21 protein-coding genes and 1 pseudogene are annotated in these 23,078 nt (G+C 62.3%); all 22 read right to left on the reverse strand.

The features are described 5' to 3' along the window. Positions 1 to 31: 31 nt before the first annotated feature. Complete coding sequence (locus tag D3871_RS28880; RefSeq protein ID WP_233575858.1) at positions 32 to 1,006, reverse strand: WD40/YVTN/BNR-like repeat-containing protein; 975 nt, start codon at positions 1,004 to 1,006, stop codon at positions 32 to 34. 62 nt (positions 1,007 to 1,068) lie between these two features. Further along, positions 1,069 to 2,274, reverse strand: a complete 1,206-nt coding sequence (locus D3871_RS28885) for an acetyl-CoA C-acyltransferase (RefSeq protein ID WP_119772580.1) — start codon at positions 2,272 to 2,274, stop codon at positions 1,069 to 1,071. A 27-nt stretch (positions 2,275 to 2,301) separates the two neighbouring features. Continuing rightward, positions 2,302 to 2,763, reverse strand: a complete 462-nt coding sequence (locus tag D3871_RS28890) for a MaoC family dehydratase (protein WP_119772582.1) — start codon at positions 2,761 to 2,763, stop codon at positions 2,302 to 2,304. 14 nt (positions 2,764 to 2,777) lie between these two features. Then, positions 2,778 to 3,578 carry an SDR family oxidoreductase gene (locus tag D3871_RS28895; protein ID WP_119772583.1) on the reverse strand — a complete coding sequence of 267 codons (801 nt, stop codon included), beginning with the start codon at positions 3,576 to 3,578 and terminating at the stop codon, positions 2,778 to 2,780. Beyond that, complete coding sequence (locus D3871_RS31255; protein ID WP_274381792.1) at positions 3,575 to 4,804, reverse strand: acyl-CoA dehydrogenase family protein; 1,230 nt, start codon at positions 4,802 to 4,804, stop codon at positions 3,575 to 3,577. Before D3871_RS31255 ends, D3871_RS28895 begins: the two co-directional genes overlap by 4 nt. Before the next feature lie 15 nt (positions 4,805 to 4,819). Beyond that, positions 4,820 to 5,938 (reverse strand): annotated as a pseudogene (locus D3871_RS31260) (acyl-CoA dehydrogenase family protein); the annotation flags it as partial. 12 nt (positions 5,939 to 5,950) lie between these two features. Next, entirely contained in the window at positions 5,951 to 6,829 is an 879-nt protein-coding gene (locus tag D3871_RS28905) for an SDR family oxidoreductase (protein ID WP_119772587.1), read from the reverse strand. Between the two features lie 8 nt (positions 6,830 to 6,837). Beyond that, positions 6,838 to 7,992: an acetyl-CoA C-acetyltransferase gene (locus tag D3871_RS28910; protein WP_119772588.1), complete on the reverse strand. Its 1,155-nt coding sequence runs from the start codon at positions 7,990 to 7,992 to the stop codon at positions 6,838 to 6,840. 3 nt (positions 7,993 to 7,995) lie between these two features. After that, positions 7,996 to 9,045 carry an acyl-CoA dehydrogenase family protein gene (locus D3871_RS28915; RefSeq protein ID WP_119772590.1) on the reverse strand — a complete coding sequence of 350 codons (1,050 nt, stop codon included), beginning with the start codon at positions 9,043 to 9,045 and terminating at the stop codon, positions 7,996 to 7,998. Positions 9,046 to 9,056: 11 nt separating this feature from the next. After that, entirely contained in the window at positions 9,057 to 10,226 is a 1,170-nt protein-coding gene (locus D3871_RS28920; protein ID WP_119772592.1) for an acyl-CoA dehydrogenase family protein, read from the reverse strand. Positions 10,227 to 10,230: 4 nt separating this feature from the next. Next, positions 10,231 to 11,007: an enoyl-CoA hydratase family protein gene (locus D3871_RS28925; protein ID WP_119772593.1), complete on the reverse strand. Its 777-nt coding sequence runs from the start codon at positions 11,005 to 11,007 to the stop codon at positions 10,231 to 10,233. Next, positions 11,004 to 12,119: an NAD(P)H-dependent flavin oxidoreductase gene (locus D3871_RS28930; RefSeq protein ID WP_119772595.1), complete on the reverse strand. Its 1,116-nt coding sequence runs from the start codon at positions 12,117 to 12,119 to the stop codon at positions 11,004 to 11,006. Before D3871_RS28930 ends, D3871_RS28925 begins: the two co-directional genes overlap by 4 nt. Further along, entirely contained in the window at positions 12,116 to 13,012 is an 897-nt protein-coding gene (locus D3871_RS28935) for an enoyl-CoA hydratase (protein WP_119772888.1), read from the reverse strand. The genes D3871_RS28930 and D3871_RS28935 overlap by 4 nt, the downstream gene beginning before the upstream one ends. A gap of 5 nt (positions 13,013 to 13,017) precedes the next feature. Then, positions 13,018 to 13,845, reverse strand: a complete 828-nt coding sequence (locus tag D3871_RS28940) for a CoA-transferase subunit beta (protein ID WP_119772597.1) — start codon at positions 13,843 to 13,845, stop codon at positions 13,018 to 13,020. Positions 13,846 to 13,856: 11 nt separating this feature from the next. Continuing rightward, a complete protein-coding gene (locus D3871_RS28945; protein WP_199724953.1) occupies positions 13,857 to 14,750 on the reverse strand; it encodes a CoA transferase subunit A in 894 nt (297 codons plus the stop codon). A 12-nt stretch (positions 14,751 to 14,762) separates the two neighbouring features. Further along, positions 14,763 to 15,653 (reverse strand): VOC family protein, encoded by an 891-nt coding sequence (locus D3871_RS28950; protein ID WP_119772598.1) that lies wholly within the window; start codon positions 15,651 to 15,653, stop codon positions 14,763 to 14,765. A gap of 329 nt (positions 15,654 to 15,982) precedes the next feature. Continuing rightward, a complete protein-coding gene (locus tag D3871_RS28955; RefSeq protein WP_119772600.1) occupies positions 15,983 to 17,554 on the reverse strand; it encodes a FadD3 family acyl-CoA ligase in 1,572 nt (523 codons plus the stop codon). Between the two features lie 4 nt (positions 17,555 to 17,558). Beyond that, positions 17,559 to 18,626, reverse strand: a complete 1,068-nt coding sequence (locus tag D3871_RS28960) for a ferredoxin--NADP reductase (protein ID WP_119772601.1) — start codon at positions 18,624 to 18,626, stop codon at positions 17,559 to 17,561. Further along, on the reverse strand, positions 18,619 to 19,374 hold the full coding sequence (locus D3871_RS28965; RefSeq protein ID WP_119772603.1) for an SDR family oxidoreductase: 756 nt from the start codon (positions 19,372 to 19,374) through the stop codon (positions 18,619 to 18,621). Before D3871_RS28965 ends, D3871_RS28960 begins: the two co-directional genes overlap by 8 nt. A 27-nt stretch (positions 19,375 to 19,401) precedes the next feature. After that, a complete protein-coding gene (locus D3871_RS28970) occupies positions 19,402 to 21,051 on the reverse strand; it encodes an FAD-binding protein (RefSeq protein ID WP_119772604.1) in 1,650 nt (549 codons plus the stop codon). A 19-nt stretch (positions 21,052 to 21,070) separates the two neighbouring features. Then, entirely contained in the window at positions 21,071 to 21,595 is a 525-nt protein-coding gene (locus tag D3871_RS28975; protein ID WP_119772606.1) for a flavin reductase family protein, read from the reverse strand. A 72-nt stretch (positions 21,596 to 21,667) separates the two neighbouring features. Next, positions 21,668 to 22,867 carry a flavin-dependent monooxygenase gene (locus D3871_RS28980; protein WP_233575859.1) on the reverse strand — a complete coding sequence of 400 codons (1,200 nt, stop codon included), beginning with the start codon at positions 22,865 to 22,867 and terminating at the stop codon, positions 21,668 to 21,670. Positions 22,868 to 23,078: the final 211 nt, after the last annotated feature.

The following is a 23,078-nucleotide window of genomic DNA, read 5'->3' on the forward strand; positions in this document are numbered from 1 at the left end:
TGCTGCAAGGGATTCAATTCGGTCAATAACGCTAAAGCGTCTCAACCGCGATGCCGGCTTCACCCCCGACCAGCACCTTGCCCGCCGATATCTCGACGATACTGGTCAGACTGGCCATGCCGCCGACGCGATGGATCCGGAAACTTTTACCAAGGTCATCCGACACCAGAATCGCGCCGCCCTGCCCGACCAGTACTATCCGGCCATCCTGCAAGCGGGTGCCACCGAAGAACGAGGTTTGCATGCCGGTCTGTATCGGTTCCCACGACGCGCCAAAGTCGGAGCTGCGCAGCACATTGCCGCGCATGCCATACACCAGCCAGGTGTCCGCCGACAGCGCGAGCGCGCCGAAGATCGATCCCTTGTAAGGCAGCGTCGAGGAATCCCAGTGCGCGCCGCCGTCGGGCGAACGCAGCACCAGCCCGTTTTCTCCGACCAGCATCAGGCGCTTGCCGGGACCTGCGACTAATGCGTTCAGGTGTGCTTCATCGATTTTCGGCAATGGAGCCACGTCTGCCCATGTTTCGCCGCTGTCGCGCGATACCAGGAACCGGCCAAAGCTGCCGACTGCATACAGCGTCGTGCCGGGCTGGTTGCCGGCGACAGCGGCGGCCCCCAGCAACGGCTCCGAATGCTGGTCGTCGAAACGCACCTGGCGCCAGCTGACGCCGCCGTTGTCGGTCTTGAGGATCGTGCCGTCATGGCCGACCGCTATACCGTTGCGCGTGTCGGAAAACAGCACCTGATTGAGCGTCGAGCGTGTCTGCGCCGGCCGGACGGCTTCACGCCATTGAGCGCCCTGGTTGTCGCTGTACAGAATGTGTCCGGCTTCGCCTACCGCCAGCAGACGCGGACCGACCTGCGCAATGCCGTTGATATGCACGCGGTCGACACGCACGGCGGTCGCGGCGAATGGCGGCAGCTGGCGTGGCGCGAATGCATACACGGCAGCAGCGGCCACCGCAATCACCATCGCCAGACTGGCAAGCCTGATTGGTTTCATCATGTCTCACTCCTTGGCGGCTATTGCACCGCTTTGTTCTTTTGATCGTCGACTGACGGTTCGAACTACATCACCTCGAACAACGCCGCCGCTCCCATCCCGCCGCCGATGCACATTGTCACCACCGCATAGCGCACGCCACGCCGTTGCGCTTCCAGCAGGACGTGACCCACCATGCGTGCGCCCGACATGCCAAACGGATGGCCGATCGCAATCGCGCCGCCGTTCACATTCAAGCGGTCATTCGGAATGCCGAGCTGGTCGCGGCAATACATCACCTGGCATGCGAACGCTTCGTTCAACTCCCACAGGCCGATGTCGGCCACTGTCAAGCCATGCCGGCGCAACAGCTTGGGAATGGCGAATACCGGGCCGATCCCCATTTCATCCGCGCCGCAACCGGCAACCGCGAGTCCGCGATACACGCCAAGCGGTGTCAATCCACGGTATCTGGCTTCCGTATCACTCATCAGCACACAGGCGGAAGCGCCGTCCGACAATTGCGATGCATTGCCGGCCGTGATGCTGCTTCCTTCCTGCACCCACTGGCCGTTTTTCCATACCGGCTTCAGCGCGGCCAGGCTTTCGGCGCTGGTCTCAGGACGGTTACATTCATCGCGGATAGCTTCCACGCGCTGCAGGCCCGTCGGATTGCCTTCCTTGTCGAACAAGAGCTGGTCCACCGCCAGCGGCACAATTTCCGCATCGAACAAGCCATCGCGTTGCGCGCGCGCGGTGCGTTGCTGGCTCTGCAATGCATATTCATCCTGTGCCGCGCGCGAGATGCCGTAGCGCTGGGCGACGATCTCCGCCGTTTCGATCATCGGGATGTACGCAGCCGGGTGCAGCGCCAGCACGGCCTGCGACTGGCTGCGATGGCTGTTCTTGTGCTTGGTCTGCGTCAGCGAAATCGATTCGACGCCGCCGGCGACGGCGATTGTCGCTTCGCCGCACATGATTGACTTGGCGGCGCTGGCGATTGCCATCAGGCCGGACGAACACATGCGGTCCAGCGCCATGCCCGGCACGCTTTCCGGCAATCCGGCGGCAAGCGCGCTCAGACGGCCGATGTTGTAGCCTTGCGTGCCCTGTTGCGCGGCGGCGCCCATCAACACATCTTCGACTTCATGCGGCGCGATTGCCGGCACCTTGGCTAATGCGGCGCGAATCGCGTGACCGCCGAGCACCGGCGCTTCGGTATCGTTGAACGCGCCGCGAAAAGCCTTGCCGATCGGGGTACGTGCGGTTGAAACAATGACGGCTTGATGCATGCTTGAACTCTCTTCGCAAATAACAACTCAGATAAAGAAATAGCGGCTGATGGTGTCGGCCACACAACCGGGTTTGTCGCGGCCTTCGATCTCGACCGTCACACGCACCGTCGATTGCACGCCATTACCGGGCAACGCTTCGACGCGGAGCAATTCGCCGACGCCGCGAATACGGGCGCCGACCGGCACCGGCGCCGGAAAACGGATTCTGTCGCAGCCGTAATTGACGCCCATGGACAGGTTTTCGACCTGCACCAGTTGCGGCAGAAACAGATTGACCAGCGACAGCGTCAGGTAACCATGGGCGATGCAACCGCCGAAAGGCCCGGTCTTGGCCCGCTCCGGATCGACGTGGATCCATTGGTGGTCGCCGGTCGCATCGGCGAATTGATTGATGCGCGCTTGTTCAATCGGCAGCCAGTCGGTAACACCCAACGGCTGGCCGGCCCTTTCCAGAAAATCAGCCGGAGAACGAAACAGGATGGACATGAGTGCGCCTCCGTTCACGCGTGCTGACTGCTGACCGACAGCACTTCACCGGTCATGTACGAGGCATAGTCGCTGGCGAGGAACATCATCACGTTCGCCACTTCCCATACTTCGGCGGCACGGCCGAACGCTTCGCGCGACGCGAGTTGCGCCAGCAATTCCTGCGGCGCGCTCTTGCGCAGGAAGTCGTGCAGCGCGATGCTCGGCGACACCGCATTGATGCGGATGCCGTATTCCGCCGCTTCCAGCGCGCTGCAGCGGGTCAATGCCATCACGCCGGCTTTTGCCGCTGCGTAATGCGCCTGCTCCTTTTGCGCGCGCCAGCCGAGTACCGACGCATTGTTGACGATTACGCCGCGACGGCGCGGCTGCATGCGCTGCAGCATGGCGCGCGTCATGCGGAACGTCCCGGTGAGCGTGATGTTGAGCACGCTGTTCCATTCGTCGTCGCTCATCTCGACGACGCGGCGCGATCCACCGAGGCCGGCATTGTTGATCAGCACATCGACGCCGCCCAGCTTGTTTTCGGCGGTGTCGATCAAGGTCTGCACTTGCGCTTCGTCGGTGACATTGCACAACTGCCCATAGATGTCATTCAATCCGGTGTCGGCACGCAGCTTTTCGACTGCCGCTTCCAGCCGCCCTGCATGGATATCGGAAATCATCAGCGCGCGGCAGCCCTCCTCTGCGCAGCGGCGCGCGGCTGCAAAGCCGATGCCGGCACCGGCAGCGGCGGTAATGAGCACCGATTTTCCTGCCAGCAGACTGTGACCCGGGACATACGCCGGCGCGGTAATGACATTCGTTTCGTTCATGCTTGGCCTCTCGCTTCTTTCGGCATGCCGAGCCCGCGCTCGGCAATGATATTCAGTTGGATTTCGTTGGTGCCCGCATAGATCGTGTCGGCGCGCGAAAACAGAAACAGCCCCTGCAACCTTGCGCGACGCGCGTCATCGGCGCCGAGCAGATTACCGTCGGCACCCAGCACATCCATCGCCAGTTCGCCCAGCATGCGGTGCCAGTTCGACCAGTAATACTTGTAGATCAGGCTTTCGCCACGGAGCTGTCCATCGCTGTCGCCGGACAGCATGCGCAGCGCGTTGTAGCGCATGGTGCGCAAGCCAGCCCATGCCTGCGCCAGGCGTCGCTTGATCGCCGGATTGCGCAGCGCGCCATTGACGCGTGCCGCTGCGATCACCATGTCGAGTTCATGGCGGAAATGCATTTGCTGGCCGAGTGTGGACAAGCCGCGCTCGAACCCGAGCAGCGCCATCGCGATTTTCCAGCCGTCGCCTGGCTGGCCCACCACGTCCACCGCCTTGGCGCGCGCGCCGTCGAAGAACACTTCGTTGAACTCGGCCGATCCACTGATTTGCCGGATCGGCCGGATCTCGACGCCGGGCTGGGCAAGCGGCATCAGCAGGAAGATCAGACCCCGGTTCCCGCGCGAGCCGGCATCGCAGCGCGCCAGCACGAAAATCCAGTCGGATTCGTGCGCAAGCGAGGTCCACACCTTCTGGCCATTCACGATCCAGTCGCCGCTGGCAGCATCCTGTTCTGCCCGCGTCTGCACATTGGCAAGGTCCGAGCCCGCGTTCGGCTCCGAGTAGCCCTGGCACCAGAAAGTGCTGCCGTCGCGAATGCTGGGTAAAAAGCGGCGTTTCTGATCTTCCGTGCCATAGGCGATCAATGTCGGTCCGATCAGTCCTTCGCCTATATGCCCCATGCGCCCCGGTCCGCCGGCGCGTGCATATTCTTCATGGAAGATCACCTGTTGCGCGATCGACAGTGCGCGTCCGCCGTGTTCTTTCGGCCAGCCGACGCAAGTCCAGCCACCATCCGCCAGCACACGCTCCCACGCTTTGCGCTGCTGCGGAAAAGCATCTTCATCGCCTGGACCGCCGCGATGGCGCAGCGGCGCGAATTCGCCTTGCAGGCGCTCTGCCATCCATCGCGCGATATCGTTGCGGAAAGCGGTGTCGCCGTCCGTATCGTCGCGTTTCTCGGAGAGCTCACGCGGTTCGTCGGCGGCATCGCACAAGTGTGCGGCGATGCGTGCATGGCATTCGTCATCGTCGCCGAACCAGGTGCGCGCCGCCTGCGCGCGCTTGAAGTACAGTTGCGGATCGTATTCCCAGGTAAAGCCAACGCCGCCATGCAGCTGGATCGCTTCCTGCGCGCAGAAAAACAACGCCTGATTGGCAGCCGCCTTCGCGCACGCGACATCGAGCGCAAGACCATCGGTGTTCAATTTTTCTGCCGCTGCATGCGCTGCGCCATATACGGTGGATCGCGCCGCTTCGAGTGCAACCATCATTTGAGCGCAACGGTGCTTGACCGCCTGAAACGAGGCAACCGGCCGCCCGAACTGGGTCCGTTCGGTCACGTAGGCCAATGTGAGATCCAGGCATTGCTGCGCGCTGCCGATCTGTTCGGCTGCCAGTGCCAGCGCTGCCAGATCGCCGGTGCGGCGCAATCCTTCATGCAATTCTTCCGACCAGCCCGCTGCATCGATGCGCTGGTCTGCCGCCACGCGCACCTGCCGCAATTCCACGCAGGCGATGCGGCGGGTGGCGTCCAATGTCGGCAGCGCGGCTACTTGCAGACCCGCCGCTGCGGCATCCACAGCAAACAGGCCGAAGGTTTCCGGCTGGTCGACCAGCCGGGCCGGCACGAGCAACAAGTCCGCTTCGGCAGCGCCCAGCACCTGCTGCGCCGAGCCGTTCAAGACGTATGTATCGCCGTCGCGCAGCGCGCTGATCTTGCATGCGCTCGGCTGCCAGCCAAGCGGCACCGACAACGCCAGCGCGGCGCAGAGCGTGCCATCGGCCAATTGTGGGAGATAGCGCTGCTGCGCTTGCGGAACCGCCACATGCAGCAAGGCATCGACCGCCAGGCAGGCGCTCGCCAGATACGGCACACATGCCAGCCGCCGTCCCATTTGCTCCATCAGCAGCGCGCGTTCCACCTGCCCCAATCCCATGCCGCCCAAGGCTTCGGGGATGGCGACGCCGCACCAGCCCATTTCTTCACGCATGGCGCGCCACAGCGATGCATCGTGGCCGTCGTTCTCGGCCAGCACGCGCCTGACGGCGGCGGAATCGCTTTGCTCGGACAGGAACTCTTCGGCCGCCGTCCGGATCATTTGCTGATCGGCATTGAGTGTGAAATCCATCGTCCGCCGCCGTCAGGTGCCGTACACTTTTTGCGCCGGACGCGCTTCGGCAATCAATGCCGTTACCGCATCGCCGACTTCAGCCGGATTCCAGCGCTCGCCCTTGTCGCGCTGCACGCCGCTGCGCCAGCCATCGGCCAGCGCGATCATGCCGCCGGCAGCCTCGAACAGGCGACCGGTCACATGACGCGACTGCGCACTGCCAAGCCAGACCACCAGCGGCGCGATATTGGCGGGATCGAAACGATCGAATGCATCGCCATCCGGCTTTTTCATCATGTCGGCGAACACGCTTTCGGTCATGCCGGTGCGCGCCACCGGCGCCAGGCCATTGACGGTAATGCCGTAGCGCGCCAGTTCGACTGCCTGCACCAGTGTCAGCGCCGCGATGCCCGCTTTTGCCGCCGAATAATTCGATTGCCCGACCGAGCCCTGCAAACCGGCGCCGGAACTGGTGTTGATGATGCGCGCATCCACCTCCTTGCCGGCCTTGGACGCATCGCGCCAGCGCCGCGCCAGTACGTTGGCAAGGCAGAAATGGCCTTTCAGATGCACCCGCATCACGTCGTCCCATTCGGACTCCGTCAGGCTGACAAACATCCGGTCGCGGCATACGCCGGCATTGTTGACCAATACGTCAACGGTGCCGAAGGTATCATGCGCTGCGGCGACGATCCGTTCGGCGCTGTCGAGATTGGTGATGTCGCCGTCGTTGGCCAGAGCCTGTCCGCCGTTCGCCTTGATCTCGGCGCATACCGCATCGGCGGCGTCGCGGCGGACATCGTTGACCACCACGTTCGCGCCTTCTGCCGCGAACGCCAGTGCATAAGCACGTCCGAGTCCCCCGCCCGCGCCGGTAATGATGACGGTACGCTTATCGCAAATTCCCATTTTGTTTCTCACATTCTTTCAATGATGGTGACATTGGCAAGGCCGCCGCCTTCGCACATGGTTTGCAGGCCGTAACGTCCGCCGCTGCGCTCCAGTTCATGCAGCAACGTGGTCATCAAACGCGCGCCGGTCGCGCCCAGCGGATGACCGAGCGCAATTGCGCCGCCATTCACATTGGTGCGCTCGTGCGGATAGCCGGTTTCCTTCAACCATGCCTGCGCGACCGAGGCGAACGCTTCGTTGATTTCGACCCGGTCGATGTCGTTCCAGCTGAGTCCGCACTGCTTGAGGGCGCGCTGCGTCGCCGGGATCGGTGCGGTCAGCATCCAGATCGGATCGTCGCCCATGACGCTCAGGTGATGGATGCGTGCGCGCGGCGTCAGGTTGTAGCGCTTGAGCGCGGTTTCGGACACCACCAGCAAGGCGGCGGCGGCATCGGCGGTCTGGCTCGACACTGCCGCGGTCAGCGGACTGTCCGGCTCCAGCGGTTCCAGATCGGCCATTTTTTCCAGCGAGGACACCCGTGGCGTTTCATCCTGCTGCAAGCCCATGCACGGCACGATCTCCCGCGCGAAGCGGCCTTCGGCTGTCGCGGCCAATGCGCGGCGGTGACTTTCGAGTGCGTACTCTTCCATGTCCAGACGGGAAAAGCCCCAGCGCTCGGCGATCTTGCGCGCCGCGTAGAACTGCGATACCGGCTGATCGCCAAAACGGTGGCGCCAGCCGCTGCTGCCGGAAAACGGATCGGTGAAACCGAGTGCCTGACCAGCGATCATTGCCGAAGAAATCGGAATCTGCGTCATGGTTTGCACGCCGCCGGCGATGACCACATCCTGCGTGCCGCTCATCACCGCCTGCGCGGCGAAATGTAGCGCCTGCTGTGATGAACCGCATTGACGGTCGATGGTGACGCCGGGCACGGTCAGCGGCAGATCGGCGGCCAGCCAAGCTGAACGCGCGATGTTGCCGGCCAGCGGGCCGATGGTATCGACACAACCGAACACGACGTCGTCATACTCGGAGGCTGGAATTACATTGCGCTCGACCAGGTGCGTCAATACAAAGGCGCCAAGGTCGGCCGGATGCGCTTCGGACAGCTTGCCACGGCGGCGACCGGTTGGCGTGCGCAGTGCATCGACGATATAGGCTTCGGTTTTTTGCATGAATCATTCCTCGAAAGTGTGGGCGGGGCCGAGCGCCGCATTGCCCGCGAGCGCGAAATCGCGCACGCGCGCCAGGTGAAAACTGCGGTCTCCGCAGGCGGCATCCAGCGCCCAGGCTGTCTTCATGAAAATCTGCAAGTCCATTTCCCAGGTGTAGCCCATCGCGCCATGCACCTGAATGCCATGGCGCGCGGCCAGCAGCGCCGCTTCGGCAGCGGCGATTTTGGCGTGCGATACCTGCACCGCCGCCAGTGGTTTTCTGTGTGCAAGCGCATAAGCTGCGCGATGTACGACGGGACGTGCGAATTCGAGCCGGATCGCGACATCGGCCAGGTGGTGCTTGACTGCTTGATAAGATCCGACCGGTTTGCCGAACTGCTTGCGCTGCGCGGTGTAATCAATCGACAGGTCGAGCATGCGCTGTGCGAGGCCAAGCAGTTGCGCAGCCGCAGCCACTGCGCTGCGATTGAAGGCTTCATCGCAGATAGCCTTGGCATCGGTCGCGATGCGTTCGGCGTCATCCGTTTTCCAGTCGATCGAGAACAAGCGGCGCGACGCGTCGACGCTCGGCTGCAACGTGAGGCGAGCCAGTTGCGGCGACACCGCGTACAGCGCGCCGTCTTGCGGCAGCAGTATCAGGCTGGCCCAATGCGCATCCGGCACCAGGCCGCTTTGCGGCTGCGCCAGCGCGATACGCGCGCTGCCGTCGGCGATCTTGGACAGCCATTGCGAGCGGAAGTCGCTGTCTGGCAATGCGGCAATCAACCCCGCCGCCGCCCAGGCGGTATCGAGCAGCGGCTCCGGCAAGGCGTGATATCCGCACTCCTGCGCGATCAGCACCCAGTCGGTGTCATTGAGTCCCATACCGCCGTTGGCTTCCGGTACCGACAATCCGGTCAGGCCCTGCGCGGCCAACAGGCTCCATAATTCGCGCGAGCGTCCCGAGGGGCGTGTCCACAATTCGCGGATCAGTTCCGGCGACACTTCGTTCATCAGGAACTTGCGCACGCTGTCGACCAGCATGGTTTGGTCTTCGCTGAAAGTAAAATCCATTTCTCTCTTCCTTACGAACGCGGCATGCCGAGCATGCGTTCGGCGATGATGTTGCGCTGGATTTCATTGGTGCCGGCGTAGATCGGTCCCGATTGCGCGAACATAAAGCCTTCCAGCCAATGACCGTGATCCACTGCCAGCGGCGCACCGCCGGTCAACTCGGCGAACGGCCCGGCAAGACGCAGCGCGGTTTCATGCATGCGAACGTCGAGTTCCGACCAGAACACCTTGTTGGTGCTCGATTCGGCGCCGATGTGGCCGCCCTTCTGCAAGCGGCATGCGGTGGCATAGGTCGATAGCGCATAGGCCTCCGCGTCCATCCAGGCGCGGGCAACCGCTTCTCCCAGCACCGGGTCGACGCCGCCGTCGCGCGCCTTGCGCTGCTGGTACAGCGCGGCCAATGCACGCGCGGTTTCCTGAAAACGCGCCGGCGAACGCAGCATTAGTCCACGCTCGAAACCGGCGGTCGCCATTGCGACCTGCCAGCCGGCGCCCTCTGCGCCGAGGCGGTTTTCCAGCGGTACGCGCACGTTGTCGAAAAAGATTTCCGCAAATCCGGTCTGGCCGTTGAGTTGCTTGATCGGCCGCACTGTGATGCCCGGCGAACGCAAAGGCAGCAACAGGAACGACAGCCCGTGATGGCGTTTGGATTCCGGTGCGGTGCGAAACAATCCGAACAGCCAGTCTGCCCACACTGCGCGGGTCGACCAGATCTTTTGGCCGTTCACCACGTAGCTGTCGCCATCCTGGACCGCGGTACAGCGGATCGCCGCCATGTCGGAACCGGCGCCCGGCTCCGACCAGCCCTGGGCCCACACGTCTTCGCCGGACGCCATGCGCGGCAAAAAGCGGGCTTTCTGTTCCTGTGTGCCATAGTCCATCAGCGTCGGGCCGAGCAGGAAGATGCCGTTCTGGTTCACACGCAGCGGCGCGCCCGCGCGCCAGTATTCCTCTTCAAAGATCAGCCACTCGATCAGGTCACAGCCGCGTCCGCCCAAGGCTTGCGGCCAGGTCACCATGCTCCAGCGTCCGGAATGCAATGTGCGTTCCCATTCGCGGTGCTGGGCAAAACCTTCAGCGGTATCGAAGCTTTGCAGCGGCGTCTTCGGGATATGTTCGGACAGCCAGCCTCGGATCTCGGCGCGGAATGCGCGCTGCCGTTCGGTGTATGCAAGGTTCATGGAGTTACGCTCCGTTCGTTGCTGCGGCACTAAAATTCGCGGCGCGCTTTTCGACAAACGCGCTGCGCGCTTCGCCGGAATCCAGGCTCATGTACGCCTGCAAGGTAAAGCCCTGTTCCCAGCGGTATTTGTCTTCCAGGTTGCCGTCTTCGACACCGTTCAGCGATTCCTTCGCCAGACGCAGCATCTCGGGACTCTTGGTGGCGATGGCGCGCGCGGTTTCCATCGCGACCTCGCGCAATTGCGCGCGCGGCACCACGCGCTCGATGCCGCCCAGGCGGTAGGCTTCGGCGGCATCGATCATCAGGCCGGTGAAATACATCCAGCGCACCTTTTGCACGGGAAACAGGCGTTGCAGGTGCGCACCGCCGCCCATTGCGCCACGGTCGATTTCCGGCACGCCGAAGCGCGCGCACTCGGAAGCGATCACGATGTCAGCGGCGCCGGACAGGCCGATACCGCCGCCGAGCACGAAACCGTGCACCGCCGCGATCACCGGTTTCGGATTGCGGTGCACCGCGCGAAACGATGCATAGTTGCCGGCGTTGACATCAACGATGCGCTCCGGGTGCGCCGCCAGCTCTTTGATGTCGACCCCGGCGCAAAAGCCGCGCCCTTCGCCGCGCAACACGATCACACGCACGCGCTCGTCGCAGCCCAGCGCGTCGAGTTCCGCCGCCAGCGCATGCCAGCCGGCGCAATCGAGCGCGTTGACCGGCGCATGGTCGATCACCAGTTCGGCAATGCCGTCCGCGACCTTTGTATGGAATGGCTTACTCATGCATTTTCTTTCTGTGTTTGGTTGGTAGCGGAAGGCACGCCGGCGCTGCCGGCAGCCAGCACGGCGAGGCGCTGCTCAGCCACTGCCGCGATGCGTTCGATCAATTCATTGACCGATTCGATGCGATTGATGGCAGCGGCGGCCTGGCCGCTCGGCAGCACGCCCTCATCGGGCACGCCGTCGACCATTGCGCGTTGAATCAATACCGGCGCATTCGCGGCCATCAGCGTCTGCGCGACGCCTGTGTCACCGGTGCGCAATGCCTTTACTGCAACGCCGAACATTTGCGCCATGCTCATACCGGTATGGCGACGCCATTGCTGCGCGGTGCGCAAGGCAAGCAGCAGACGTCGCAGGCCGCAGGCCTGCTCCAGCTGTGCCAGATAAACGTTGTCGAGCATGCGCTGCGGCAAGCCATCGATCGCATGCGATACGCGTATGGTCGCGGCGTCATTCGCGGCCAAATAGTGTTGCAGCGTGGCAGGCGGCACCGGCGATTCCGTGCTCATCAGGAAACGCGTTCCCATCGCAATACCGGCAGCGCCGTAGGCCAGCGCTGCGGCCAGTCCGCGCCCGTCGAAGAATCCGCCGGCAGCCACGACCGGCACCTTGACCGCATCCAGCACCTGCGGCAACAGGATCGTGGTCGGCACCGCGCCGGTATGACCGCCGCCTTCTCCACCTTGCACGGTGACTACGTCGGCACCCATTTCCACGGCCTTGACCGCATGCTTGACCGCACCCACGGTAGGCATGCAGATCACGCCCGCGTCTTTCAGTCGCCGGATCGTCGCCTTGTCAGGCCCGCGTCCGTAGCTGACCGCACGCAGCCGGTATTTGATGGCCAGTTCGACCGCGTCCTGCGCATTGGGCTGGAACATATGGAAATTGAGGCCGAACGGCGCATCGCTGAGTTCCTTCACCTTGCGGATTTCCGCCTCCAGGCGCTCCGGTTCGATGGTCGCGCCGGCCAGGAAACCGAAACCGCCGGCATTGCCGGTCGCCGCGACCAGCCGCGCATCGGCCACCCAGCCCATCGCGGTCTGTACGATCGGGTAATGACAGCCGAGCAGCGTACACAGCGAGGTTTGCAAAAAAGAAGGCGCGCTCATGCCGCATCATCCTTTTTCGGTGTTGCGCCATGCTGTTCGCGCTGCGACGCCGCCATGGAACGCGCGTCGTAGCCGCCTAGTTTGTCGCCGCTGGTCAATTCATTGTGAGCATGCGCGAAGTGGTGCCAGGCGAACGCGGCATCCATCGCACTGCGCTTGCCTTGCAAATCTTCGACATGGTTGATGGCCTGCTTAGTCAGTGTCAAGCCGAGGCGCGGCATTTGCGCGATGCGACGTGCGACGCAATAGGTTTCCTCTTCGAGAAAGTCGCGCGGCACGACACGGTTCACCATCCCCATCTGGTAGGCGCGTTGCGCATTCATGCGATCGCCGAGAAACAGGAATTCTTTTGCGATGCGCGGATGGAGCTCATACGGATGCGCGAAGTATTCAACACCCGGAATCCCCATGCGAACCACCGGGTCGGAAAAGAACGCATCTTCGGATGCGACGATCAGATCGCATACCCAGGCCAGCATCAATCCACCGGCCACACAGGCGCCGTGCACCATTGCAATCGTCGGTTTCGGCAGCTCGCGCCAGCGCCGGCACATGCCGAGATAGACTTCCTGTTCGCGGGCATACAAGAATTCGCCGCCCGGCTTGTTCACATGGTCGTACCACAGTGAAGTACGCTCGAAAGACTGGTTGATGTCACGTCCAGGCGTGCCGATGTCATGGCCTGCAGAAAAATGCTTTCCGGCACCGCGCAGCACGATCACCTTGACCTCATCGTCGGCAGCGGCGCGGCGGAATGCCGCATCCAGCGCGTAGGTCATCTGCGAATTCTGCGCATTGTGGTATTCGGGCCGGTGCATCGTCACGGTGGCGATGCCGTCTTCCACCATGTACTGCACCACCTCTTCGGCGGCTGCCGCGCTGTCGACTGCCATGGTACTCATGCCGGCACCTCCGCGCGGGGTGCGGCACGCAGTGCCGGTGGATTGTTGCGTAGCGCGCTTGCACGCAGGTTGTGCGGATCGAGACGGCGGATGATGTCCAGCTGGGTCGCGTCCGGCAAGGGCGTGACGCCCATCTCGGGTGCGCGCAGCAACTCGAAACCGGTTGCCGCCTGCACGTCGTCGAAGTGCACGCCCGGATGCAAGGAACGCACCCGCATGGCATGCTGCGGCCCCTCGAAGTCGAGAACGCACAAGTCGGTGACGATGCGGCGCAGATCGATGAAATCGCCACGCATGCCGGGCGTGCGGCGCGCCGGGTTGTAGCCGACGCCGGCCACCATGTCGACTTCACCCTTCACGAATACGCGCGGGCCATGCGAAGTCACCAGGTAGGAATTGATGTGGTTGATGCTATTGCCGGGATAGCCGCGCGCGCCCAGCAACTGTGTCTTCGGACGGTCATAGTCCGCGCCGAGACAGGAAATGTTGGTCTGCCCGTAGCGGTCGATCTGGCTGGGCATCGTGAGCGCGTGACGGTAGCCGCCCCACACGCATTCGAAGATGCGTGCGAATGGCATCCAGCCGGCCGCTTGCAATGTGAAACCTTCGGGACGCGGCCCGAGCGGGATCGGTTCTTCGATCAGATAGGCTTCGCCATCGGTAAGCAACAGTTCCGGGCTATGCGTGAGCTTTGCCAGCCCTGCCGCCAGGCGCGGAATGGTGCCGATGCCGGATGCGAGCAATTCGCCGTCGCCGCGCCAGCCTTCGGCGCAGGCGACAATCAATAATTCCGCCAGGGTGATGTCGTGTTGATCATTAGCCATGTCGCAACTCCTTAAATTGCCGTCACCGGCAAGCTGCCGATATGCGCGGCGCCGCCAACGCGTGCCTGGTAGTCGGACTCGCCACCGGCGAGATAGTCATTTGCATACGCCTGCCAGCCGTTTTCCTGCTCGGCGCTGGCACAGTACTGCTTCAGATGTTTCATGTCCCAGCCATAGTGCGGTGCGCACGAGGTCGGATGCGCGCCGCCCGGCGCATGCACGACGCCGGTGACCAGATAGCGCTCGAAAGAATTGGCACGCGCGGCATCGGTGCTGCCGTGCTCGCCAAGGTCGAGCCGTTCATGCAATTGTTCGCAGCTGACATAGCAGCGTTTGGCCGCACGCGCGAACAAGTCGTCGAAGTACGGATCGGGGCCGAGGATGCGGCTGTTGCCGAGGCGATCGCATTGATCGACATGCAACAGCGCAACGTCGAGATGCAAGGCCGGCATCGCCAGCAAGGTTTCGCCATCCGCATACGGGGAGCTGATCGTCTTGAAATCCGGATACCTGGCATGCACATCGCTGGCCAGGCCGACGCGCGTGGGAAGGAAGGGCAGGCGCATTGCCGCTGCGCGCAAACCCCATTGCAGCATGCCTTCATCCAGTTCGCAGATGTCCATGCCGCCTGCTTCGCGTGCGCGCCGGAAGTAAGGTTCGAGCGGAATCGCATCCAGCGACACGAAGCCGAAGACCAGTTTCCTTACCTTGCCCGCGGCGCACAGCATGCCGACTTCCGGACCGCCGTACGTGACAATGGTGAGATCCTTCAGATCCGAGCGCAGGATTTCGCGCACCAGTGCCATCGGCTTGCGGCGCGGCCCCCAGCCACCGATGCCGATGGTCATGCCATCGCGCAGTTGCGCGACAAGATCCTGCGCGCCGAGTTGTTTGTTCAATGCCATGTCAAGCCTGCCTTATTGATAACCGATGCTGAAATCATGTCCCCACAGACTGACTGCGGTCGCTTCGTACACGCTGTGCTTGTCCCAGTCGACCTGCAAACCGCCGTGACCGTACTCAAGGTCAAAGCCGCCCGGCGTCTTCATGTAGAACGAAGTCATGTGGTCGTTGCAGTGGCGCCCAAGCGTCGCCGACATCTTCACGCCATGCGTGCGCACACGGTCCAGCGCGCGGCCGACTTCATCCATCGACGGCACTTCGACCATCGCATGCACGCAGCCGCTTTCAACCGGCATCTCGAAGATCGCGAGGCTATGGTGCCGGCTGTTATTGCAATGCATGAAATGGATACGCTTTTCCGGCTCATTTGGATCAGGCGTGAAGCGCACACGGAAAATATCGGACAGACGGAAGCCGAGTACGTCGGCAAGGAAACCGTAGGTCCTATCAAAGTCCGGTGCCGGCAGCACCACATGGCCCAGCCCCATGTCGCTGGTAATAAACTCGGGCACGCCGATGGGCGATACAAAACGACGGAAATCGGACTTGGCGCCCCAGAAAATTTCATGGCGATTACCGGACGGATCGGTGACCCAGCACATCTCCTGTACACGGCGCAACGCGCAATCGCCGGCGCTGCCAAGCTGCACTTCATGCTTTTGTAGCAATTGCACGGCTTGCGCGAACGCGCTCGCATCGGCCACTTCCCAGCCGGACGCGAAATAGCGGTCCCGCTTGCCCGGCAATACCGCAAAACGGTATGCACGCTCGTCCATCTTCAGATACAGCGCGCCCTCCGGCCCGTCTTCCGCCATCATGCCGAGCACCTGCTCGCCGTAATGACGCCATTGGGACGCATCGGTCGTTTCGACGACGATATAGCCCAAACCGCGAATGTCGATCATGCCGCTCTCCTGGAATTTGTTGATCTCTGAGATTGATTCTGTGGGAAGGAGGGGGGGCTGACATCGTCTGATAAGACTAGCCGGAGGGATTGTGTGGCGTTTAGGCTGCGCTCATTTTTGATCCGAAGAGATATACCAACTCCCTTCTCCCGCAAGCGGGAGAAGGGGCGGGGATGAGGGCGGTTGCCAAGTGAGTCGACGTTTGCCTATGAAGGGAATAGAAGACGTGAAAATCAAGGCATTCGTATGAAAGCGCTCTTGCTGGCGCCCTCACCCCCAGCCCCTCTCCCGCTTGCGGGAGACAGGAGGTCAAGTTGGAAAGATTCCGGTTACACAGCCCGCCGCAACTGATGCTTCAATACCTTCCCCGCCGCATTCATCGGCAGTTCCCGCAAAAACTCCACCGCACACGGCGCCTTGTAATTCGCCATCCGCTGCCGCGCCCATGCCACCAGTTCGGCACTGGTCAGCGCAGCATCGCCGCGCAACACCACATAGGCCTTGCCCACTTCTCCCATCCGCTCATCCGGCATACCCACCACCGCAACCTGTGCAATCGCGGGATGGGCGGACAGCAAGCGTTCGATCTCCGCCGGATAGCAATTGAAACCGCCGCTGATATACATGTCCTTGAGCCGGTCGGTAATGCGCAGATAGCCGCGTTCATCGAGTGTGCCGACATCGCCTGTCCGCAACCAGCCTTCCGCGTCGACCGCCTCGCGGGTGCCGGCTTCGTCATTGAAATAGCCGCGCATGATGTTATAGCCGCGGATCGCGACTTCTCCCGGAACATTGGGTGCTGCCGTGCGCCCTTCCCCATCTATGCAGCGCACCTCGATGCCGGGCATCGCCCGCCCGCAAGTAGTGGCGATCGTGTCCGCATCGTCGCTCGCCTCGCACAACGTGGCAAAACCGCACGACTCGGTCAGTCCATAACCGGTCAGCACCGTCTTGAATCCGAGCTCGCGCCGCATGCGTTCGATCAGTACCGGCGGAATGCTGGCGGCACCGGTGACTGCCGCGCGCAGGCTGGACAGGTCGAATTCGGCCAGCGTCGGATGCGCGAGGATGCTGTGATACAGCGTCGGCGGCCCCGGCAGGATATTGATGCGCTCACCGGCGATACGCGCAAGCACCGCTTCCGCGTCGAACACCTGCTGCGGCACGATGGTGACGCCATGCATCAGCGCCGCCAGCCAGCCGGCCTTGTAACCGAATGCATGGAAAAATGGCCCGACAATCAGGTAGCGCTCCCCTGCCGTCAAGCCGACCGCATTGCCCCAGCTGGCGATCGCGCGCAGGTTTTGTCCATGCGCGGTCATTACGCCTTTCGGCCGGCCGGTGGTGCCGGAGGTAAACATCAGGTCCGACAGGTCGTCCGGCTGTACCGCTTCGGCGCGCGTCTGCGCCTCCTGTTGCAAAATCCGGTCGCCCTGTTCCAGAAAACGCTCCCAGCCGTCGTCGCCGGCTTCGCGCGCGCGCAGCACGATCACCCGTTCCAGCGTGGCCGGCTTATGGGCCGCCAGCAGATCCGGATAATAACTGCCGAGAAAATCCCCGATGCAAAACAATAGCCGTGCGCCGCTGTCATCCAGGATGTCGGCTGCTTCGTAGCCGCGCATGCGCGTGTTGATCGGTACCAGTACCGCGCCGGCGCTATGGATGGCGAGCGCGGCGACGATCCATTCCCATATATTGGGCGCCCAGATGCCAACCCGGTCGCCGGGCCGGATGCCAAGCGCGATCAAGGCGCGCGTCGCACGCCAGCGCAGTTCGTCCAGCCCGGCGTAGGTCAGGCGCGTCGGGCCGTCATCAATCGCACAGGCATCGGGCCAGCGCGCGACGGCCGTGGACAACAGACAGGGTGTCGTATCCTGGAATGATAAGGAAGAAAGTGACATCGTATTAATCCGGAAATCGTATGCGAATCTCGGTGCTTGCTGCCGTTCCCTGGCAGGCGAGCGTCCAGCCTTCCGCCAGGTCGTCACTGTCGAGTACCGCGTTCGCGCGCAGCGACACTTCGCCTTTCTCGACCTTGCACATGCAGGCGCCGCAGGAACCGCTGCGACAGGAGTTCGGTGCTGCGAGGCCTGAGCGCAGCATGCTGTCGAGCAGCGTTTCGCCCGCTTTGCATTGCAATGCATGCGCGGTCCCGTCCAGCATCACCTCCAGCTCGGCAGCTGTCCCTTCTTGCGCTGCGGGCGATGCCACAGGCTGCGTGCCTGGATCGTGGTCGAGCGAGACAAAGCGCTCGATATGCATCCGCTCGCGCGGCACGTCGAGCGCCATCAAGGCTGCGCGTGCGCCGTCCATGAAACTGGCCGGTCCGCAGATGAAGCATTGCGCGGCACGCCATGGCGCGGCCAGTGCCTGCAATTGTGTACTGCTCGGTATCCCTTGCACCGAATCCAGCCAGTGCAGCACGGTCAGCCGCTGCGGGTAAGCAGCGCCCAGTTCGCGCAACACCTCGCGAAAAATCACGGATTTTTCATCGCGATTCGCATAGATCAGCGTCACGCGTCCGTCGCCATTCCTTAATGCAGACTTGGCGATCGACAGCACCGGCGTGATGCCGCTGCCGCCCGCGAATAGCAAAAAATCATCGTCCAGGTTGCGTGGGACGAAGACGCCTGCCGGCGGCAACGCTTCGACCGTACTGCCCGCGCGCAGCTGATCGCAGATCCAGTTGGACGCACGGCCGTCGGCGACCCGCTTGACGGTCACGCGCAACCTGGTGTCGATACCGGGCGCGCTCGACAGGGAATAGCAACGCGCCAGCGCACCCCGCTGATGCGGGATGCGCAAGGTCAAGAACTGGCCGGGCCGGTACTGGAACCGCTGCGTCAGCGATGCGGGAATGTCGAACACCAGCGACTTTGCATCGCTGGTTTCTTCGATCACTTCCGCGATCTTCAGCGTGTGATAGCCGTCATTCAATACGGCCGGCGCGGCTGCTTCGGCTAGCTCAGACATCGATCGAAGACTGTCCATTGTCAATGCGCAGTTCTGCGCCGTTAATGAAACGCGATTCGTCGGATGCGAGGAAGAGCACCAGGTTGGAAATGTCCTGCGGCATGCACATGCGTGCCATCGGATCGCCTTGCACTTCGACAGCGGCTGCCGGATCGACGTTCGCCATCAGGTTCATCACCATCGGGGTCAGAATACCGTCCGGGTGGATCGAATTGCAGCGGATCTTGTAGCCGCGCTGTTTGCAATGCGCGGCCACGCTGCGTGTCAGCGCGGTGACCGAGCCTTTCGACGCGCTGTAGGCGCAGAAATGTGCCATGCCGGCGATGGCGGCCAGCGACGACATGTTGATGATGGAACCGCCATTCTGCTTCATGGCGTCGACCGCGAATTTACAGCCAAGGAAATAACCGTCCGCATTGATCTTCTGGATCTTTTGCCACAATTCCAGTGACGTGTCCTCGATGCTTGCCATGGCGAGAATGGCGGCATTGTTGACCAGCACGTCGAGCTTGCCGAATTTTTCCAGCGTCGTCGATACGACTTTCTTCCAGTCGGATTCGCTTGCAATATCGTGCCGCATCGCCACGGCGCTTGCGCCGATTTCCTTGGCGACCGCTTGCACGCCTTCTTCATTGACATCGGTCAGCATCACCTGCGCGCCTTCCCGCGCCAGCAGCAATGCGTTTTCCTTGCCCACGCCACTGGCGGCGCCGGTAACCAGTACCACTTTTCCGTTGACTCTACCCATCTTCCCCTCCTGATAATTAATTAATGATTAAGCTACGGTGCCGGTACGGCCGGCGCGCCGTCCGGACCAGATACAGTCGGCCAGCGACAGACCGCTGACGTAATGATTGGAAGCGATGCCAAGTGCGGTGCGACCTGCCGCATGCAAACCGCGAATCGGTGAGCCATCAGCGCGCAGCACCATGCCGCTGCTTTCATCGACGCGCAAACCGCCCAGCGTGATGACCGGACATGGAAAAATTTTGCTATCCATCGAGATATTGATCGCGTACAAAGGCCCGTCTTGCAACTCAACCAGCATCGGTGCGGACTTGCCAAACGCATCCGCGCATTCACCTCTTGCCGCTGCGTTGTAGACAGCCAGCGTTGCGCTCAATTGTTGGGGCGGCATACCGAGTTTGGCCGCCAGCGCAGCGGCATCGGGCGCCTTGACAGCGCCGGCAAGCATCAGCATCAATGCAGGACCGCTCTGAAACAGCCATAGTCCGCCCTTCAGGCATTGCCGCAATGCTTCACGCCGCAAACGGCTGTCGAGGATCAGCCATGCGCGTCCGTCTGCCTGCTCGCACATCACATGGCCGAGGCGCGCACCGTACACTTCTTCGTTGCAGATGCGACGGCCCTGCGCATCCACCACCATGCCACTGGTCCAGGGCAGTGGCGGATTGATGAAGCGCCAGGCCGAGACGTTATCCATCTGCATGCATACGCCGCCAGCGGACTGGCCAAGCCGGATTCCGCTGCCGTCGCAACCGGTGGTTCCCAGACGCCATGCCCGCAGATAACGCGGCGCATAGTGAGCGAGCATCGCACGGTTAAAGACGAAGCCGCCAGTCGCCAGCACCACCCGTTGCCGGGCTCTTACCCAAACGCTTCGCGCATATCGCGTTTCAAGCAGAGTCAAGCCGCGGCGTAGCGCGTCGGCCAGTGCCGGCGCGACGTTATGCATGCCCTCTGCCAGATGGGCAAGGCGGCGGTGCAGCATGGCTGCCATGCCCTGCATTTGCCGCACTTCCGCGCCCAGCACATTGCCTTCGCTATCCATTACCAGCCGGCGTGCCGCGCATTGCAGGCGAACACCGACACCGGCCTGCGACACTGCTCGGCGCAACACCGCAAACAGCACGGCGCCGGACATGCCTTTTCCCTTTGCACGATGACCGCGCGGCGCGGGCGGCGCAATGCGGGCGTAATCCCGCACCGCTTCGTTGCCGGAGTAATACAGATAGTAGCCATCGGCCGGATAGGAGGTTTTGACGGGCGGTATCGTGGCATCGAACTGGACACCCAGGTGCGACAGCCATTCGATCATTGACGCGCTGTTCCGGCAGAACGACTGCAGCGTCGATTCGCTCACCACCTCTCCAGTTTCCTGACGCAAGTAGTCATGCATGGCTTGCGGCGTATCTGCGATACCGGCAAGGCGCTGCTGCGCAGTGCCGCCGCCGGCATACACGACGCCGCCGCTTTTGGCACTAGCGCCGCCGCCTTCGAAGCGATCGCACAGCATGACCTGTGCGCCGCCGTTATCGGCTTCCAGCGCCGCGCAAGCACCCGCAGCACCGAATCCGAGGACCAGGACGTCGCAATGCGCATCCCAGGCCACGCCATCCGTGTCGTCAACCACGAGCGGCATATCGATAGTCGTGACGGCGCTGTTCTGGTGAAGGTTACTCATCGCAAGCGTTTGCAGGTGTTCACGCGCAAGCCAGTTCGGGCGGCAACGGTGCCGAGGTTGTGTAGACGCCGTCCACATACACCAGCGGCGACACGGTATTGCCGACAAAAATTTCCTCGATGCGGCCGATGAACACGCTATGCGTGCCATATTCAAAGCGGCCATCCTGGCGGCAGATCACGCTGGCTTGCGCATCAGCCAGATAAGGCACGCCGTTCGCATTCGCGTTCCAGCTTCCTGCGGTAAAACGTTCTTCCCCTTTCAGGCGGCCGGCGCAGGCAAGCGCGATGTCCTGCTGATTCGACGCCAGGATATTGACGCAGAAATCCGCGCCTTGAAACAACGGCGGATGGATCGATGACGAGCGGTTAATGCAGATCAGCAGCGATGGCGGATCCGCCGACAGCGAATCCACCGCGCTGGCCGACATCGCGTAGCGCTGTCCGTTGTGAATACAGGTGATCACGCTCACCGATTTCGCGAGGCGTCGCATCGCCTGCAGCATGGCGTTACGCAAGTCGTTTTGGGTCTCATGGGCGCTCATGCCGAGTTCCTCCGGAAAGTTGATGATGCGGTTGCGACGGCATTGATGCCGCGTAATGCGCGGATATAGCGTTCAGACGAAGAAGTCGGCGTTGTCGCGTCCCAGCAGCATGCCGCCATAGTTGCGCGCGAACGGATCGACGTTGTTGGCGACATGCGAGCGCGCCGCATGCACGTCGAGAAAGACGCGTGTCAGCGGATTGCTCAGGTAAATGCCGCGGCCGCCGCAATAGCGCAGCAGGCGGCTGACATGCGCGGCCGAACGCTCGGCCACGGCGGCGGAGTGATATCGATACTGCACCCGTGTCTTGACCGGCAATGGCTGTCCTTCATCCGCCGCCTTCATCATGACGCTGAAATTGCGCTGCAATACCGCTTTCATTTCATCGACCGCCGCCTGCGCATCGGCGCACGCGAGTTGTGCGCCTGTGTCTTCAGTGGTTTTTTGGCCGGTGTTGCTGCTGACACGCGCGGGCGCGCTTTGCAGGAACAGATTGATCGCGCCTTGCAATGCACCGATGGAACCGGTCGATACCGCCCGCACGAAAATCTGGGCGAACGGGAGCCGGTATAGCGGCGCGGTATTGACGCGATTGCCCGGGCTGTCGCAGGCGAAGCCGTCTATGGCCTTGTGCGTGCGGTACTCAGGAACGAATGCATCCTCCACCACGATGTCGTGACTGCCGGTCCCGCGCAGCCCCATCACATCCCAGTTGCGGACAATTCTGTAGTCGGCGCGCGGCAACAGGAAAGTACGGTATTCAGGCGCGCCATCGCTATCTTTCGGACGCACCAGCGCGCCGAGCAGCACCCAGTCGCAATGTTCGCTGCCACTGGAAAATCCCCAGTGGCCGGAGAGGCGAAATCCTCCATCCACTTCCGTCACCTTGCCGACCGGCATATAGGTGGATGAGGTCAATACCGTGCTGTCCCTGCCCCAGACCTCTTCCTGCGCCCGCTCGTCGAACAACGCAATTTGCCAGTTATGCACCGCCACCACGCCGTACACCCAAGCGCTCGACATGCAGCCTTCCGCAAGAGCCATCTGAATCCCGTAGAAGACATCGGGATCCATCTCGTATCCTCCATACCGTTTCGGCTGCAGCACACGGAAAAAGCCAGCCTTCTGAAAATCGGCGATGGTTTCGTCGGGAATCTTCGCATCCCGCTCGGCCTGCGGAGCCCGCTGGGCAAGGATAGGCGCGAGTGCACGTGCCCGTTCAATCAAACCTTCAGCCGTCTCAACATTGTCCGACGTTCCCTGTCGCATCATCCGCTCTCCATATGATCTGCAATTGCATTGCCCGGCAATGATTGATCTATCTGCCGTTGATCACATGTTTGTCTAGAATGAACGACGGAACATCGTCCGAAAAGACTAGTGGTTCACTTGGACGCATTGGCCTCGGCGCGTTAAAAAATGTGGCCGATACTGTTTTTACTTGGACGGAGATTGAGGCTTTTTTCTGATACGCCCGGTGCAC

It is taken from the genome of Noviherbaspirillum saxi (assembly GCF_003591035.1).
GTDB lineage: Bacteria > Pseudomonadota > Gammaproteobacteria > Burkholderiales > Burkholderiaceae_D > Noviherbaspirillum > Noviherbaspirillum saxi.